This is a genomic window from Latilactobacillus sakei (assembly GCA_002953655.1).
GTDB lineage: Bacteria > Bacillota > Bacilli > Lactobacillales > Lactobacillaceae > Latilactobacillus > Latilactobacillus sakei_A.
The window spans coordinates 989,177-1,004,271 of sequence record CP025839.1 but is presented as its reverse complement, the minus strand read 5'-3'; the positions used below and the strand labels follow the sequence as shown (position 1 = coordinate 1,004,271).

The 15,095-nt window shown below is 41.2% G+C and carries 17 protein-coding genes, 1 tRNA gene and 1 riboswitch; of the genes, 9 read left to right on the top strand and 9 right to left on the bottom strand.

Annotation, left to right across the window (positions count from 1 at the left end):
* Positions 1-19 precede the first annotated feature (19 nt).
* Positions 20-625 (top strand): 30S ribosomal protein S4, encoded by a 606-nt coding sequence (locus tag C0213_05015; protein AUX11794.1) that lies wholly within the window; start codon positions 20-22, stop codon positions 623-625.
* Positions 626-720: 95 nt separating this feature from the next.
* Here the strand turns inward: C0213_05015 and C0213_05010 are convergent, their stop codons facing one another.
* Entirely contained in the window at positions 721-1,326 is a 606-nt protein-coding gene (locus tag C0213_05010) for a DUF1054 domain-containing protein (protein ID AUX11793.1), read from the bottom strand.
* A gap of 70 nt (positions 1,327-1,396) precedes the next feature.
* On the opposite strand from C0213_05010, the gene C0213_05005 reads away from it, so the two are divergent.
* Positions 1,397-1,840 (top strand): DUF1694 domain-containing protein, encoded by a 444-nt coding sequence (locus tag C0213_05005; GenBank protein AUX11792.1) that lies wholly within the window; start codon positions 1,397-1,399, stop codon positions 1,838-1,840.
* 52 nt (positions 1,841-1,892) lie between these two features.
* On the opposite strand, the gene C0213_05000 is transcribed toward C0213_05005, so the two are convergent.
* The gene (locus C0213_05000; GenBank protein AUX11791.1) at positions 1,893-4,172 is read right to left on the bottom strand and encodes a bifunctional glutamate--cysteine ligase GshA/glutathione synthetase GshB; all 2,280 of its coding nucleotides are present in this window, start codon (positions 4,170-4,172) and stop codon (positions 1,893-1,895) included.
* Between the two features lie 132 nt (positions 4,173-4,304).
* On the opposite strand from C0213_05000, the gene C0213_04995 reads away from it, so the two are divergent.
* The 3 genes from C0213_04995 (at position 4,305) to C0213_04985 (ending at position 6,732) form a co-directional block, all read left to right on the top strand.
* Positions 4,305-5,585 carry a recombinase RarA gene (locus tag C0213_04995; protein AUX11790.1) on the top strand — a complete coding sequence of 427 codons (1,281 nt, stop codon included), beginning with the start codon at positions 4,305-4,307 and terminating at the stop codon, positions 5,583-5,585.
* Between the two features lie 314 nt (positions 5,586-5,899).
* The gene (locus C0213_04990; GenBank protein AUX11789.1) at positions 5,900-6,175 is read left to right on the top strand and encodes a hypothetical protein; all 276 of its coding nucleotides are present in this window, start codon (positions 5,900-5,902) and stop codon (positions 6,173-6,175) included.
* A 62-nt stretch (positions 6,176-6,237) separates the two neighbouring features.
* Positions 6,238-6,732 carry a universal stress protein gene (locus C0213_04985; GenBank protein ID AUX11788.1) on the top strand — a complete coding sequence of 165 codons (495 nt, stop codon included), beginning with the start codon at positions 6,238-6,240 and terminating at the stop codon, positions 6,730-6,732.
* 40 nt (positions 6,733-6,772) lie between these two features.
* Here C0213_04985 and C0213_04980 read toward each other — a convergent pair whose 3' ends face one another.
* The 3 genes from C0213_04980 to C0213_04970 form a co-directional block, all read right to left on the bottom strand.
* A complete protein-coding gene (locus tag C0213_04980) occupies positions 6,773-7,627 on the bottom strand; it encodes an XRE family transcriptional regulator (protein AUX11787.1) in 855 nt (284 codons plus the stop codon).
* A gap of 138 nt (positions 7,628-7,765) precedes the next feature.
* The gene (locus C0213_04975; GenBank protein AUX11786.1) at positions 7,766-8,416 is read right to left on the bottom strand and encodes an HAD family phosphatase; all 651 of its coding nucleotides are present in this window, start codon (positions 8,414-8,416) and stop codon (positions 7,766-7,768) included.
* A 26-nt stretch (positions 8,417-8,442) separates the two neighbouring features.
* Entirely contained in the window at positions 8,443-9,417 is a 975-nt protein-coding gene (locus tag C0213_04970) for a hypothetical protein (GenBank protein ID AUX11785.1), read from the bottom strand.
* Between the two features lie 210 nt (positions 9,418-9,627).
* Here C0213_04970 and C0213_04965 point away from each other — a divergent pair, with 210 nt between their 5' ends.
* Both C0213_04965 and C0213_04960 read left to right on the top strand, forming a co-directional pair.
* Positions 9,628-10,017 carry a hypothetical protein gene (locus C0213_04965; GenBank protein AUX11784.1) on the top strand — a complete coding sequence of 130 codons (390 nt, stop codon included), beginning with the start codon at positions 9,628-9,630 and terminating at the stop codon, positions 10,015-10,017.
* Between the two features lie 107 nt (positions 10,018-10,124).
* Positions 10,125-10,727, top strand: coding sequence for a nitroreductase (locus tag C0213_04960; protein AUX11783.1), 603 nt, complete (start codon positions 10,125-10,127; stop codon positions 10,725-10,727).
* Between the two features lie 136 nt (positions 10,728-10,863).
* On the opposite strand, the gene C0213_04955 is transcribed toward C0213_04960, so the two are convergent.
* A tRNA-Ser gene (locus C0213_04955) sits at positions 10,864-10,954 on the bottom strand.
* Between the two features lie 172 nt (positions 10,955-11,126).
* A riboswitch (PreQ1 riboswitch) is annotated at positions 11,127-11,171 on the top strand.
* Between the two features lie 18 nt (positions 11,172-11,189).
* Between C0213_04955 and C0213_04950 the strand changes: the two genes are divergently transcribed.
* Positions 11,190-12,164 carry a nucleoside hydrolase gene (locus tag C0213_04950; protein AUX11782.1) on the top strand — a complete coding sequence of 325 codons (975 nt, stop codon included), beginning with the start codon at positions 11,190-11,192 and terminating at the stop codon, positions 12,162-12,164.
* Between the two features lie 12 nt (positions 12,165-12,176).
* A complete protein-coding gene (locus C0213_04945; protein ID AUX11781.1) occupies positions 12,177-12,722 on the top strand; it encodes an ECF transporter S component in 546 nt (181 codons plus the stop codon).
* A 38-nt stretch (positions 12,723-12,760) separates the two neighbouring features.
* Here the strand turns inward: C0213_04945 and C0213_04940 are convergent, their stop codons facing one another.
* The 3 genes from C0213_04940 to C0213_04930 all read right to left on the bottom strand — a co-directional run bounded on the left by C0213_04940 (position 12,761) and on the right by C0213_04930 (position 15,084).
* On the bottom strand, positions 12,761-13,228 hold the full coding sequence (locus C0213_04940) for a GAF domain-containing protein (protein ID AUX11780.1): 468 nt from the start codon (positions 13,226-13,228) through the stop codon (positions 12,761-12,763).
* Positions 13,229-13,299: 71 nt separating this feature from the next.
* Positions 13,300-14,511, bottom strand: coding sequence for a hypothetical protein (locus C0213_04935; protein AUX11779.1), 1,212 nt, complete (start codon positions 14,509-14,511; stop codon positions 13,300-13,302).
* 36 nt (positions 14,512-14,547) lie between these two features.
* Complete coding sequence (locus C0213_04930; GenBank protein ID AUX11778.1) at positions 14,548-15,084, bottom strand: BioY family transporter; 537 nt, start codon at positions 15,082-15,084, stop codon at positions 14,548-14,550.
* Positions 15,085-15,095: the final 11 nt, after the last annotated feature.

The following is a 15,095-nucleotide window of genomic DNA, read 5'->3' as shown; positions in this document are numbered from 1 at the left end:
ATTATTGGAGGATTTTTTTATGTCACGTTATACAGGTCCAAAGTGGAAACTTTCACGTCGTTTAGGAATTTCATTATCAGGTACAGGTAAAGAACTTGCCCGTCGCCCATACGCTCCTGGTCAACATGGTAACGACCGTCGCGGTAAGATTTCAGAATATGGTATGCAATTAAGCGAAAAGCAAAAACTACGTTTAATGTATGGTTTAACAGAACGCCAATTCAGAAACTTATTTGCTCGCGCTGGTAAGATTCGCGAAGGTAAACATGGTGTTAACTTGATGATCTTACTAGAACAACGTTTAGACAACATTGTTTATCGTTTAGGTTTAGCAAGCACTCGTGCACAAGCACGTCAATTAGTTAACCATGGTCACGTTACCGTTGATGGCAAACGTGTTGATATTCCTTCATACGAAGTAAAACCTGGTCAAGAAATTTCAATCCGTGAAAAATCTAAGAACCTTGTTATCATCAAAGACGCTATCGAAGGCACTGTTGGTCGTCCTTCATTCGTTGAATTTGACGCTGACAACTTAAAAGGCTCACTTGTTCGTTTACCAGAACGTTCAGAATTAGAACCAGAAATCGACGAAGCCTTAATCGTTGAATTCTACAACAGATAAGCAGTTATCTGTTCAATTAAAAGAGTCAGACTTCGGTCTGGCTCTTTTTTTATCATCAAAAAAGGCGTTACTAAAGTTTAGCAGCGCCTTTTGGTTTATTTAGCATTTATTAATTCATAAAGTGGAACCATTTTTAATAACGTGGTTTGAATATCAGCCATTAGTGCTGCTGGTTGTTCAAATAAAGGATTGTCTTTCAAATAGACTTTTCCGAGGAGCCACTCCCCTTTTTTGGTCTTAGCAAACTTGTCTTGGATCAATTGCAAATTAGCCGGTGACATTGGAAATTTTTGTTTCGTCATGTGATCATAACTTAAATCATAATCAGCAAAGTCCTTTAAGAGACTCTCTGATTGGCTCGCCAATAGTGGTGCATGATCCGTCTTATCTGGCATCTCGGCCATTAAGGCAATCCAAACGAAAATTCGGTCATCCCAAAAACCAACTTCAAAGTGCGGCATCATCTTGTAGCCACGTGAACTCTCGCTAAGGGCCATCCAAGTATTCATCGGTGGATTCTTGAAGCGGCGTAAATGTTTGGCAATATGCAGCGTAAATTCGCGTTTAGTGGCTGCTGCCAGTTCATCTTGTAATTGGGCCCCAAATACTTCAAATTTGGGATCAAGTTCGGTATAAATTTTATTCAAACGTCCCTTTAGAGTCGGATCATCAAAAATTTCAAAATCAGCACGTGTAAACATCTTTTCCCTCCAACATGTTATACTTAGATTTAGTTCTAATATAGCACAAATTAGAAATGAGGTGACCATTTTGTCAGAGAACGATCAATTGCAACAACATCTAGATAGTGCGATCCATGGCGCGCCCCAAACTAATCCTGATGAACGTCGTCGGTATTTAGGCTCTTTGCGCGAACGCGTCTTGCTTAGCATTACCAATGCTGAATTAAGCCAACCTGCAATTCAAGCAACCTTCGAAAGCCACCTATCTGATTTCAAGGCTTACCATATTCTCTTGAATGGTAAAAATGACGCGGCCACTAATTATCTCGCGGCAATTACCAAACACCAAGTTGAATTTACTTTGGTCAATAACGAAACTGCGCAAACTGCCCCAGAAGCGATCGGCTTGCTAGTCGTTGCCAAGGACGCGATTAATTGCGAAACCGTCGCAATCAGCGCTAAATATCCAGCAACAGCAACGACTTCGGAAAAGCCTAAAAAAGAAGGCCTTTTCGGTCGGCTATTCGATTAACCACTAAAAAAGCCGTTGGCAATGCCAACGGCTTTTTTAGTATTTTTTTCAATTAATCCATTTCAGGGAACAACATCGTTAACATTTTAGCTGTCACCCGGCGTGGTTGCCCCATCATTGGGAAGAGATGCATCAACATCGCTGGATTGTAGTTAGCTTCTAAAACAACCGCCATTTCAGGATGCTCAGGATCATACGGTTGATATAAATTCGGAATAATAATATCAATACCAGCGACATTCAGATTGAGAATTGCTGCAACCTTTTCGGCAATCGCAAAGTAGCTCTCATCGATATCATCCGTCACGTCAACAGAATCCCCACCATTTGAAATATTAGAATTTTGTAGTAAAAAGACCTGTGACCCCCGCATGGGTACGTCATCGACTTGATAACCTTGTTGTTTCAGAATCATTTGTTCACGCGCCCCTAAGCGAATATTTTGGAGCGGCGTGCGGTGATCCTCACCACGGAATTCGTTTCGATTTTTCTTAGCAACCAATTGCGTGATCGTTGAACGCCCATCACCAACAACATTGGCGGGCACGCGTTCCAAGACCGCTTGCACCTGATGATCCATCACTAAGAAACGGTATTCCGAACCAGCAATATACTCTTCAACCAATACCTGCTGGTCATATTGTTGTGCGAGTTTAAAAGCCGTGACAAAATCTGCTTCTGATGGTCGCGTTAAAAAGGTCGTAATCCCAGCTCCCATGTTACTGGTCTTGGGCTTAATCACTAATGCCCGTTGTCCAAAGGCTGCTTGATAATCACGCTTGGCAATTTCTAAATCCGCATATTCAGCACCTGCTGGAACGCGAATACCTTGGTTAGCCAAAACAATCTTGGTAACAACTTTATTATCCACTAGCGGCCAGCTGATTAAACGATCGAGGCTGGTTATATTGCCATTTTTCACCAATTCATGATGTTGTTGATAGGTCAATTCGACAAATTGATCACTGCGATCTAATACGGCAACGTGGAGGCCCTTTTGAAAGGCATCTAACATTAACATTTGCGTTGATAATTCCATATCCGTATAGCCTTGTAATTGGAATGGTTTCTCAGTTAATTGCCGTTTAAAGTGTCGTGCTTGTTGTATGGCAAAAGCGGTTAAAGAATTGTCTTGCACTTCTTGAACTAACTGATAACTCAATGTTTGTTTGAAATCATTGACCCGCTCGTTCATAAGCGCCCACGCATCGATAAAGCGTTGATCCAGTTGATAAGTCGTGATAAATTGACGAATATTAGCCATTAACGCTTGCATCTTTGCTTGTTGTGCGGATGCCTTTGTCGCATCTTCAAGCGCAATTGCTTCATTTAACTGTTGTCCTTCGGTCATGCGATCCGTTAAGCTTTTAGCGGCCTTAGGTAACGATAATAAGTACGTAAAGAATAGATGGAGAAAATCAAGTTGTTCTTGTGTCACGCCGCTAGCAGCGAATGGATTCAAATCAAAACCGCGGAATTCAAGATAATCGACACCATCTTGAACAAGGTGACCATGACTACGTAACCGAACGCTCCCATAGTATTCACGTTCTGAAATCAATTGTTTTTTGCTAACTGCCCGTTCCAATGAATCGTGATAAGCAGCAACCGATTCAAACGATACCGCCAAGTTATGATTAGCATAGCCAAAAAGTTGACTCGAACGTAAACTACGAACGGCATGCTCCGGCAAGTTCGTTGTCTCTGTTTGAAAATGCGCTTCCGTAATCGGACTAGCACCAAATAAATAAGTCAGTAAATAACGATATTGGCTATAATTCTGGGCAATCTGTAAGTACAACATATCGCTAAAATCTTTTACCGTTGCAAATTGATCATGATAAGCCTCGTCATATAGGCGCGCAATTAGGGCTGGTGCTAAGCTAAAATTAAAGTGGACCCCCGAAATCATCTGTAGCCGGCGACCGTAACGATTAGCTAAGTACTCGCGGTAAGCACGCGCATCTGGTGCGACGTTCGCAATTGGGATCGCCGCTTCATCATTGGGCAAAACAGGTGGCATACTGAGCGGCCAAATCAATTCATCTTCGGCTAAATTCATCGCAAGCACTTCTGATAAGGCACCTAGTTGTTGCATAATTTCGTCGGTATTATCGAAGGTATCACTGACCAATTCCGTCTGCATTTCAGCAAAATCAGTTTTAATGTACGGATGAAAATCACGAGAACCTAAGCTTACTGGATGGTCAAGCGGACTTAGTTGGCCAGTAGCTGTCACCCGGTGCCCTTCTTTTTCAATGCCGAAGGCCCCCCAATTTAAAAGTGGGGCTAAATGTAATTGTTGAATTTGTTCAAATAGTTGATTGGACATATCGAGGCCTCTTTTATTCAAAGTTGTATTTTCATTATACACATCCCAAGTGCTTTTTAAAACGCTAGACCGTTGTTAAATTTTGACACGTGTTATACTGGTAACAAACATTATTTTAAAAGGATGACAGCTATGCAACAACCACTCGCATATCGTATGCGCCCCACAAATATTGATGAAATTGTGGGTCAGACACACTTAGTAGGCCCGCAAAAGATTATCCGGCGAATGGTTGACGCTAAATTACTTTCGTCAATGATTCTGTATGGGCCGCCTGGTACCGGAAAAACCAGTATCGCTAGCGCCATTGCTGGTAGTACGCAATACGCCTTTCGCATGCTGAATGCCGCAACAGACAGTAAAAAAGATCTCCAAATCGTCGCTGAAGAAGCTAAAATGAGCGGAACCGTTATTTTATTACTCGATGAAATTCATCGCCTCGATAAAACGAAACAGGATTTTTTACTCCCCCATCTCGAAAGTGGTCGAATTATTCTAATTGGCGCTACCACCGAAAATCCTTATATCACAATCAACCCCGCCATTCGGAGTCGAACCCAGATATTTGAAGTCCATCCACTCAATGAAGCCGATATTCACGTCGCTATTCAACGCGCCTTAACCGATTCGCAAAAAGGCTTAGGTGATGAACCCGTTAACCTTGATGAAACGGCTGAAAAATATCTCGCACAAGTCACCAATGGTGATCTTCGAAGTGCTTTAAATGCGCTAGAATTAGCCGTCCGCTCAACGCCTAAAAACCCAGAAACCGGCTTAATTGATATTGATCTCGCTGTTATTGAGGAATGCGTTCAAAGAAAGGCCATTACCCATGATAAAGATGGCGATGCCCACTATGATGTTATTTCAGCTTTTCAAAAATCTGTTCGTGGTAGCGACGTTGATGCTGCCTTGCATTATATGGGACGCTTAATTGAAGCTGGTGACCTACCATCTATCAGCCGCCGGCTAATGACGATGGCCTATGAAGACGTTGGTTTAGCCAATCCTCAAGCCTGTGCCCGCACGGTTGAAGCAGTAACGGCCGCCAAACAATTAGGCTTTCCTGAAGCCCGTATTCCACTAGCAGTTGCTGTGATTGACCTCTGCCTTTCACCTAAGTCAGATTCAGCCATTACAGCCATTGATAATGCGTTAGGTGACATTCGCGCTGGTAAGGCTGGCGAAGTCCCCGCCCATTTAAAAGACGCGCATTACACTGGTGCTGCTAAGCTTGGCCACGGTGTTGATTACAAGTATCCGCATAACTATCCCAATGATTGGGTGGCACAAGACTACCTCCCTACTAAACTCTTAGGTAGTCATTACTATGAAGCCAAAGCAACTGGTAAGTACGAGCAAGTTTTAAAACAACAACTTGAACGGCTTAGACAGGCAAGCTCCCATAAGTGAACGGTTACAAATAAGTTGCACCAATCCTCTAAGCATGCTACTATAATAGTAGGATTTCTAAGGTATGCGCGTCTTCCCACCTTATGTTGACCGATCAAGTAATTCGTTAATGGGATGGACGAGTTGTTAGCAAGTGTATACTTTTTCATGAAGGAACCAAGTCTAACAATAGTCTGACCCACCTGCATATTAAAGCGGGCTCAACTATCGGGAAGCTTCTACGGTATCACTAGATTTCCCAAAGTCCAATGACTTTGACAGGGCTAACGTTTGCGTTGGCCCTTTTTTGTTGACAATTTTTAGGAGGTTTTCGTTTGATTTCTTTTGTGCTTATTTTATTTTTGGTAGTTATTGCCCTATTAGGCGGTGTGCTTTGTTACTACCAGAATAAATCATTTTTGCTTTTCAACCTCGCTGAGAACCGTCGCTTAGGTCGTCGTATGCTAGTTGCTGGTTGGTTACTCTTGTTGATTGCCGTGTTAGGCCTTGTTATTTTTATAGTGCTACCACTCACATGGAATTTAATCACTGTGATTGCAGCTAGTTTAGTCGCTGGATTTGTTGCATTATCTTTTGCTTCTAGTCTTTAAGTTTTACTTTTGTTCCTGAATTAGCGTACAATAAGCTTGTAAATCTAAATGAGGTGATGACTATGTTACAACAATATAAACATATTTTGGTCGCAATTGATGGTTCCTATGAAGCTGAACTCGCTTTTAGAAAAGCAGTTGAAGTAGCCCTTAGAAACAACGGTCAATTACATTTGATTCACGTTATCGATACACGCGCTTTCCAAAACATTTCTAGTTTCGATTCAGCAATGGTTGAACAAGTTACAGAAACAGCTAAAAAAACAATGGATGAATATATCGTGACTGCTAATGATCTCGGCTTAACCGATGTCGATTACAGTATTGAATATGGTGCACCTAAGAGCCTCATCGCTCGTGAAGTCCCTGAGAAAAAAGACATTGATTTAATTATGATTGGTGCCACAGGGCTAAACGCGGTTGAACGATTATTAATCGGTTCAGTAACGGAATACGTTACGCGGACAGCTGTTTGTGACGTTTTAGTGGTTAGAACAGATCTCGATAATAAACATGCACTCAATAAGAAAAAAAGTAGTATTGGCCAAGATATTTAATGATACTAAAAAAGCTGAGACCCTAGGGCCTCAGCTTTTTTTAATCTAATTTTTGTATTTGTGCGTTAGCCTGCGTCAAAATTAAAGAATGTTTTCTAATCTGAGCAAGTGTCTGAGCAACGCGGAAATGTTGTAATGCTTTTTGGGCATTCTCACGTTGAACCTCAATTTGTCCTAAGACAAAATAGAGATAGTCTAGTAAATATAAACTGTGCTTGTCTAAAGCTTCTTGGATTGCTTCTTGTACATACCGTCTTGCTGTTGGATAAGCGCCTAGTGCGCAAAAGATTTCAGCAATGGTGCCATAAATCCGTAAATGATTTGGAAAATCAATCATCATTAAGCCCGGTTCACTATCCATAATTCTAATTGCCTTATCAACTTGCTTTTGCGCGCGATCTAGCTGTCCTTTTTTCACGTTGGCTAAGCTCATGCCAATAATACATAAAACACCGTACGTATCCGTTCGTGACGTTACATATTGCTCATAGGCCCGATGAAAGAAAAATAACGCATCATCTGGACTATCTTGTAACAACAAACTAATTTGTCCTTGATAGTAGTAATAACGTTTAAAGTCTTCAGATTCAACCAATTCATTACTATGAATCTGTTGAATAACTTGATGGGCTTGTTCGAACGCATCATCATTTGCTAAATCCTGTAACTTACGCATTAAAACGTGTAGCTGATCTTCTTCTTGGACGATAATTTTATCGACCGAGACCTCCAAGCGCTGACAAAGCTGCATTAAGATTTTCGTACTTGGTACCTGATTGCGACGTTCGACGAGACTAACCGTCGCTTGCGTGCAAATACCATGCGCTAAATCAGCTTGCGTGAATCCTTTTGATTTACGGATTCGTTTAAAGTTTTCCCCTAATATCTTCATCATCTTCAAATTCCCCAGTGACATTCTTATTTAATCCGGTTGACACTTAATACCTGTCTATCATTATATACGATAAACAGGTATTAATATACGTTATTTAGCCAATTAACTAAAAAATAATCTCAACTTTAGAAGCCACTTTTAGGATAATTGTGCCAAAATTGCCGGTACTTCGGTCAATGATTCAACATGGTAATCAGCTTCTGCTTGATTAATTTTGAATTGGCTATCTAGTGGTTTTAAAGCAATGACCGTTAAGCCTGCTGCTTTGCCGGCTTTAATGCCAAATTCAGAATCTTCAATAGCCACTGCTTCATCGCTTTTTAACCCCAATTGGGCGACTGCGGTTGTATAAACATCCGGTGCCGGCTTGTTGTGGGCGGTCTCCGCCCCACTGACAATCGTTTCAAAATAAGGGGCTAATTTAGTTTCTTGAAGCATTTGATTAATGATTTGCCGCTCACCAGCTGAAGCTAATCCAATTTGATATTTCGGCGCAATCTCAGCCAAAAGCAACTGCGCCTCTTGGTTTAAAATCGTATCAAAGCGAATCGGATGTCTACGTTTATACGAGCGGTAGCCTTCTTTGATCATGGCATACTGATCAGTCGTTTTACCTGGATAAACCTGTTTTAAAACAGCGTTCATATTGGATCCAATTTGACGCCGACTTTCTTCAACGGTTAACTTTGCCCCAATTGCATTTAAAAATGTTAAGCGTTGCTCAAAATAATATGGTTCACTGTTGACTAAGATGCCATCAACATCAAAAATTACACCTTTAACTGTCATACTTGTTTCAATCCTCACTCATCATCTTAAAATAAATCAGAAATTTTACGTAAATAATCCGCAATTTTTTCTGGTAATTCTGGTTGTATCAATAATGACTGCAAAAATCGGTTGCGATTATACCAGCGATTCCAAAAAGCCACATTTTCTTCTGGCGCAATGGTCAACATTGCTTGTTGCCATTCTTGCAAGACGATTAAGAAATAATCAACATATAAACGATTCTTCTTCATCAAATTGATAATGACATTGGTTAAATGACTGTCTTCGCCATACGCCAATGCATTATCTGAGAACCGATAAGCTTGCATGACAACCACTAACATTAATAATTTGTCTGCTCGTTGTAATTCTGTCGTTTCGTTTAACTCAGACCAGACGTTAATCATATGGGTCATCGCGTGCGCCCAACCCTTACCTTCAACATACCCTCGCGAATCTAATTCAATCACCGTGTATGCCATTAGTCGCATTTCAATCGCCACTAACTCGGCCTCTGTTAAAACGTGATAAAATGTCCGATTGGCATATAAAACGCCGGCTAAAAACATCGCACTAAATGAGCGCAAAAAAACACCATCGTTTTCTGGTTCAAAAATATGGGCAAATAAATAGTCGTCACTTACTAAACGATCCTTAACCCATAATAATTGAGCCTTAGTTAAGACCGTTTGGCGCAACAAACGATTAAAGAGATAAAAGACGCCCTTATCTCGCACACGCGCGTCTGGACTAGCCATATGCCGTAATAAATCGTCCAACGCTTCATCCGAAATTTGAGCGGCTTTCCCGTCCGTTTTGATTTGTTGGTCAATTGCAGCGATCCGTGCTAAAGCGGCATCCGCATCATCCGGAATTGCAATGTGCGTGCGGCGCGTTTTATATTGAACACCGTCCATGACGGCTAATACTTTTTCTGGTACAGATTGATAAATTTCACCATTCATTAGTGCTGTTCTAATTTCTGTAAGTTGCTGAATAACATTTTGAACTTGTTTCAATTAATCGTCACCCTACTTTCTACAGACAACTGCTCATAGCTCCTTATTATAGAGTATTCTAACCCAGACATAAACCGTTAAGATTGATAAATCGCTTTCTGAAAGTGACAAAAATGTTCGTTTCACCCAAAATAATTCGTGCTTCCGACCGAATACCACTACCGTCATCCTTGTTAGACTAGTATTAATCATAAAAAAAGGTGGTTTATCATGAAAAAAATATTATTCAGTTGTCTCGCAGTAATCTTATTATTGATTAGTGTTCCAATTATCGGATCAGCAGTAACCCGCTCCGATAATCCAGATAGCGATCTCGCACAACAGTGGGATCGATTCAATCTTTTAATTCCCAAAGAAGCGGTCTATGTTAAAACGGCCAATCGTTACGGAACTATTCGGGAACATGGTGACTATGTCTATCGTCAAGAAGCCTATCGAGCAGATGGGACTCATTATCCCATCGTTTTCCAAGCACCAAAACAACTCAAAGAAAATTATTATCTTAAATTAGCGGCTAAGGGACGTTTTATAAAAACATGGGAAGCCGTACCAAATAAGGATTTACCAATTAAATTGCAAACAATTTTTAATGCGCAATAAGCTATATTTTTGAAAAAGGCTTACAAAAACACTTTACTTATCTTTTGTAAGTATGTTATAGTAATACCTGTTATCAATAAACTAACTTCTAAAGGGGTATTTTAAATATGACAAACTTATACGATTTACAAAAACAACGCCGTTCAATCTATGCTTTAGGTCAAAACATCGACTTAACGGAAGCTGAAGTTTCAGAATTAATCTTCAAAACAATCAAAGAAACACCCAGTGCTTTCAATGGTCAAGGTTCACGCGCAGTTATTTTATTCGGTGAAGCCAACGATACTTTATGGAATGATATTACAGCAAGTGCTTTAAAACCATTAACACCTGCTGAACACTTCCCCAATACACAAGCTAAACTAGCATCATTTGCTGGTGGCGTTGGCACCGTACTTTTCTTTGAAGATCAAGATACTATTAAGAACTTCCAAGAAAATGTCCCATTATATGCTGACAACTTCCCTGTTTGGGCAGAACAATCAAATGGTATGGCACAATACGCAACATGGATGGCACTTGCTGAACATAATATTGGTGCTAACCTACAACATTACAACCCAGTCATTGACGAAGCTGTTGCTGCTAAATGGAACATCCCATCAAACTGGAAACTTCGTGCTCAAATGCCATTTGGCTCAATCGAAAATCCAGCAGATACGAAGGAATATGCAACAATTGAAGACCGCTTCACAACATACAACAAATAATCGCTTTTAATTAGAGCCTTTCAAAAATGATCAGTCATTGATTTTTCAATCGACTGGTCATTTTTTATTTGTGCTATTTAACGACAAAAAAACACCTCATCGATTAATCAATGAGGTATTTATCTGTTATTTATTAAGGAGAATGAGAGATTCGAACTCTCGCGTGGGCAGAACCCACCTGACGGTTTTCAAGACCGTTCCCTTCAGCCAGACTTGGGTAATTCTCCGTATCAATATCTTACAACGTTTATTATAATACCAAGTCTAATAATCAATGTCAACTCAAATTTACTAAGTTATTTAATTTTTTTCAAATCGATCTTAACGTCTTCTATTTACAGGATGCCCGCTACACGTTATCATGAAATGGTGCATTTGAAATCAAGCGCCTAAGCCCCGCTTGGACTGGTTCGGAAACTTCCCAGAATAAAAAACTAAGGATCTCAAGGAGGTTAGAAATAAATGCAAACTCGCAAAATTATTATTGATTGCGATCCCGGCATCGATGACACCCTCGCGTTGAATTTGGCCATTCAATCGCCTGAAGTAGAAGTCGTTGCTTTAACGATTGTTTGCGGCAACGTCCCCGTCGAAATTGGCGTCGACAATGCCTTTAAATGTCTAGAACGACTCGGTCGACTAGATATCCCGGTCTACGCTGGTGCGGCCCAGCCGCTCAAGAAGACCTTTGTTAGCGCTCAAGATACGCATGGTATGGATGGTTTGGGTGATAGTCATATTCGCCGTCAAACAACTACCAAGGCCGCTGAGCAATCGGCAGCCGACTTTTTAGCAACGACTTTTGAAGCACCCAGTGATACTAGCATTATTGCACTCGGGCCGCTGACCAATATTGCAACCGCGCTGACATTAAATCCCCAATTAGGGGCTAACTGCGCGCGCTTCGTCTCAATGGGTGGCACGTATAAAAGTCACGGTAATTGCTCACCGGTAGCGGAATTCAATTATTGGAGTGATCCGGAGGCCGCTTTAGCAGTTTACGAACAGCTCAATCATAAAATTGAAATGATTGGCTTAGATGTCACTCGCAAAATTGTCTTCACACCCACCCTACTGTCTTATTGTCAGCGGATCAATCCTGAAGTTGGTGACTATTTAGCCGCTATTACGCAGTTTTATTTTGATTTCCACTGGCAATATGAACACGTCATCGGCTGTGTCATTAATGATCCGCTCGCAGTCGCCTATTTCATCGACCCGACCCTTTGTCAGGGCTTTGAAAGCTACACCACCGTCGAAACAACCGGCATCAGTATTGGCCAAACACTGGTGGACCGCTTCGACTTTTGGCACCGTCCTGTTAATAGCCTCATTTTAACTGAGGTGGATACAAATCGTTTCTTTGAACAGTTTTTGACCGTCGTTTTAAATGCACAGGCTTCAATGATTAAAACGGACTTAAAAAAACTCAGATAGGAACAACCTTTAATGAAAAAATTTAAAACACGCCACTTAACGATCATCGCTTTGGCAATCGCCCTAAATTACGTCGGCAGTAACATTGCGCTCGTCTTACGATTACCAATTTATCTCGATAGCATCGGGACAATCCTTGCTGGTGCCTTACTAGGCCCGTTAGCTGGTGCGTTAACAGCAACTGCTAGTAGTGTTCTTAGCGGTATTACAACTGACTTATTCGCGCTATACTATTTACCAGATGGCCTTTTAACCGGTTTACTAGCTGGCTGGTTTTTGTACCAACATCACCGTAACAAACGTGAAATACCGTTAGTTGCCATCGGCGTCGCTTTACCGGGCACCGTTGTCAGTTCATTGATTACGTATTTCCTATTCCACGGGATTACGTCTTCAGGCTCCAGCATGATTGTTCAACTACTCAGTGGTCTCGGCCTCAATCAATTTGCAAGCATCACACTTGTTCAAGCCGGAACTGACTATTTGGATCGCTTGTTGGCAATTGTGATTGTAACCCAAGTTTGTTATCATCTTAAAAAACAAATCGCTACACTCTAGAAATTAAAAACAAGGCCCCTTTTAGGGACCTTGTTTTTTTATGCTTGCATTAGCAACTGCACGTAACGTTCTAAGTATTCTTGATCAACCGCATCGTAAGCGCCGACTTCGCGGCTATCGAGATCTAAAACACCGATCAATCGCGCGTCTTTCATCATTGGTACGACGATTTCAGAACGGGCCGTTGAGTCACAGGCGATGTAATTTTGATGTTCCGTCACATCCGTTACAATCACAGTCGCTTGCTCAGCGGCAGCTTCACCACAAACCCCTTTACCCATCGGAATATGCATACATGAGACATTGCCTTGAAAAGGCCCTAAGACTAACTCATTATCTTGATACAAATAGTAACCGGCAAAAACCGTTTCTGGTAGCGTTTGGTTCAATAAAGCCGAAGAATTAGCCAAATTAGCAATTAAATTGGTTTCGCCTTCTAATAACGCCGCTTGTTGCTTAAGTAGCATTTCGTAAGCCGCTACCTTTTCATCACGCGATTTAAACATCTCCATCACTCCTCTTTTCAAGTTATTATAGAGGAAAGCTGAATCTTGCGCAATTCCGGTGAATTTTTTAATTATTCTTGATTATGCTCATCATCAAATTTCGTGTCTTTCATTGACAACGCCGCTGCCTTAGTTGGATAGAAATGTTGACTAGGCCACATACCGGCCCCACCAGCAATCGTTAAAACAGGCATGGTTTGTCCATCGATACTACGGCTCTTAACACCGTAATAACTACCATCCCCGGCACTTTGATACCAACCACGAACATTGAGCCAATGACGACCCTCGACATCAAACTCTTTAATAACACCCCAATTGTCCATTTTATTTTTATCTATTTGATTTGGATCACCTTTACCACTCAATAGTTCGCGATCTTGACTTGTTCGTTCACTATCTTGATGTAATTCAGTTGTTTCGCCATTTAGCGTCAGCTTATTCCCAGCTATTTCAAGCGTATCAATTTGCTCTGACTGCTTACTATACTCACTATAACCATACCAAGTGCCAGCTAATTCTGATGGCACTTGATAGCTGGCAATTGACGATGGCGTTTTGGTTGTATTAGCCGTTGTTGCCGAGCCACCACCGACAATCTGTGCAAAGTTTTGCTTCAAATCAGTATTGGCTGTTTCTTTGAAGTGCATCAAATTGTCTGGCATGCCTTGCGTTTGTTCCGTGATTAATACAACTGGCTGACCATCATGAATTGTAAATAGGTACAGATGCGCTCCCATACTTGGTGCATTATTATAATCCGAATAAATACCCACAACTTGGTAATCTGCTTGGCCAACGCCATTTTCGGACCAACTAACAGTAACGTGTTGATCATCAACCGCTACTTTATCTTCATCTAAATAATCTGGAAATTGAATACCATAATATTCGCCACTTTGGCTTGGTGAATATTCAACATATTGTTGATTCATTGCTTGACTAAAACTGGCCATATAGGTCTTCAATGCTTGTGACTTGGCCGAAGACCAGACCGCTTTAGCTGATGATGACGTTTGGGTTACTTGTTTACGACTCACTTTTTTAGCCGAGCTCGTCGTTGCTTTCTGCGCTTTTTTTGATGTTTTAACTTGTTGGCTCGTACTGCTACTTTTGGCTGCTGACTTAGGTCCTTCAACCTTTTGACTGCATCCGGCTAATAATAAGAGTGCTGCTGCCCCAAATAATACCCCTTGCTTTTTCATATAATCTCCCCCATCGTACTTGAATATGATAACGGTTTTATTATAGCATATTATGCAAATCTTGCTTTTTTTGACCATCAAAAAAGTCGCCTTATTCGGCGACTTTCTTGATGATTAATGGAACTGTTGAATGCGTTGTGGTAAGCGTGCAATCACTGCTACAATCAGCCCACTTTTTAATATTTCAATCGGGACATAGGGCGCAAAACCAGTTAAGAAGCTGGCTTGCCACCCTAAATGAAGTGCAATTCTCAACCACAGCGTACCAATTAATAACTGGCAGAGACTGGCGAGTAAGTTAACACTAAACAGCACGCGCCGTGAATGACCAAAATAACGCAGGCCGTAATGCACAATGCCAATATAAATGATAAAGCCAAATAGATAACCACCTGTCGGGCCCACGATGACGCTGGCCCCACCCGCGAAATTAGCAAAAACCGGTAAGCCAACCAAACCTAGCAATAAATAAGCTGCAATCACCGCACTACTCAACTGTAACGGTAGAACGGTGGCAATCAGCCCAACAGCTAGCGTTTGAAGTGTAATCGGAACAATCCAAATCGGAATACTAATCTGGGCACAAACAATTAACAAGGCTAGACAAACACCGATATAGCTTAACCGGCGCGCAACTGACATTGACATCATAATTCCTCCCG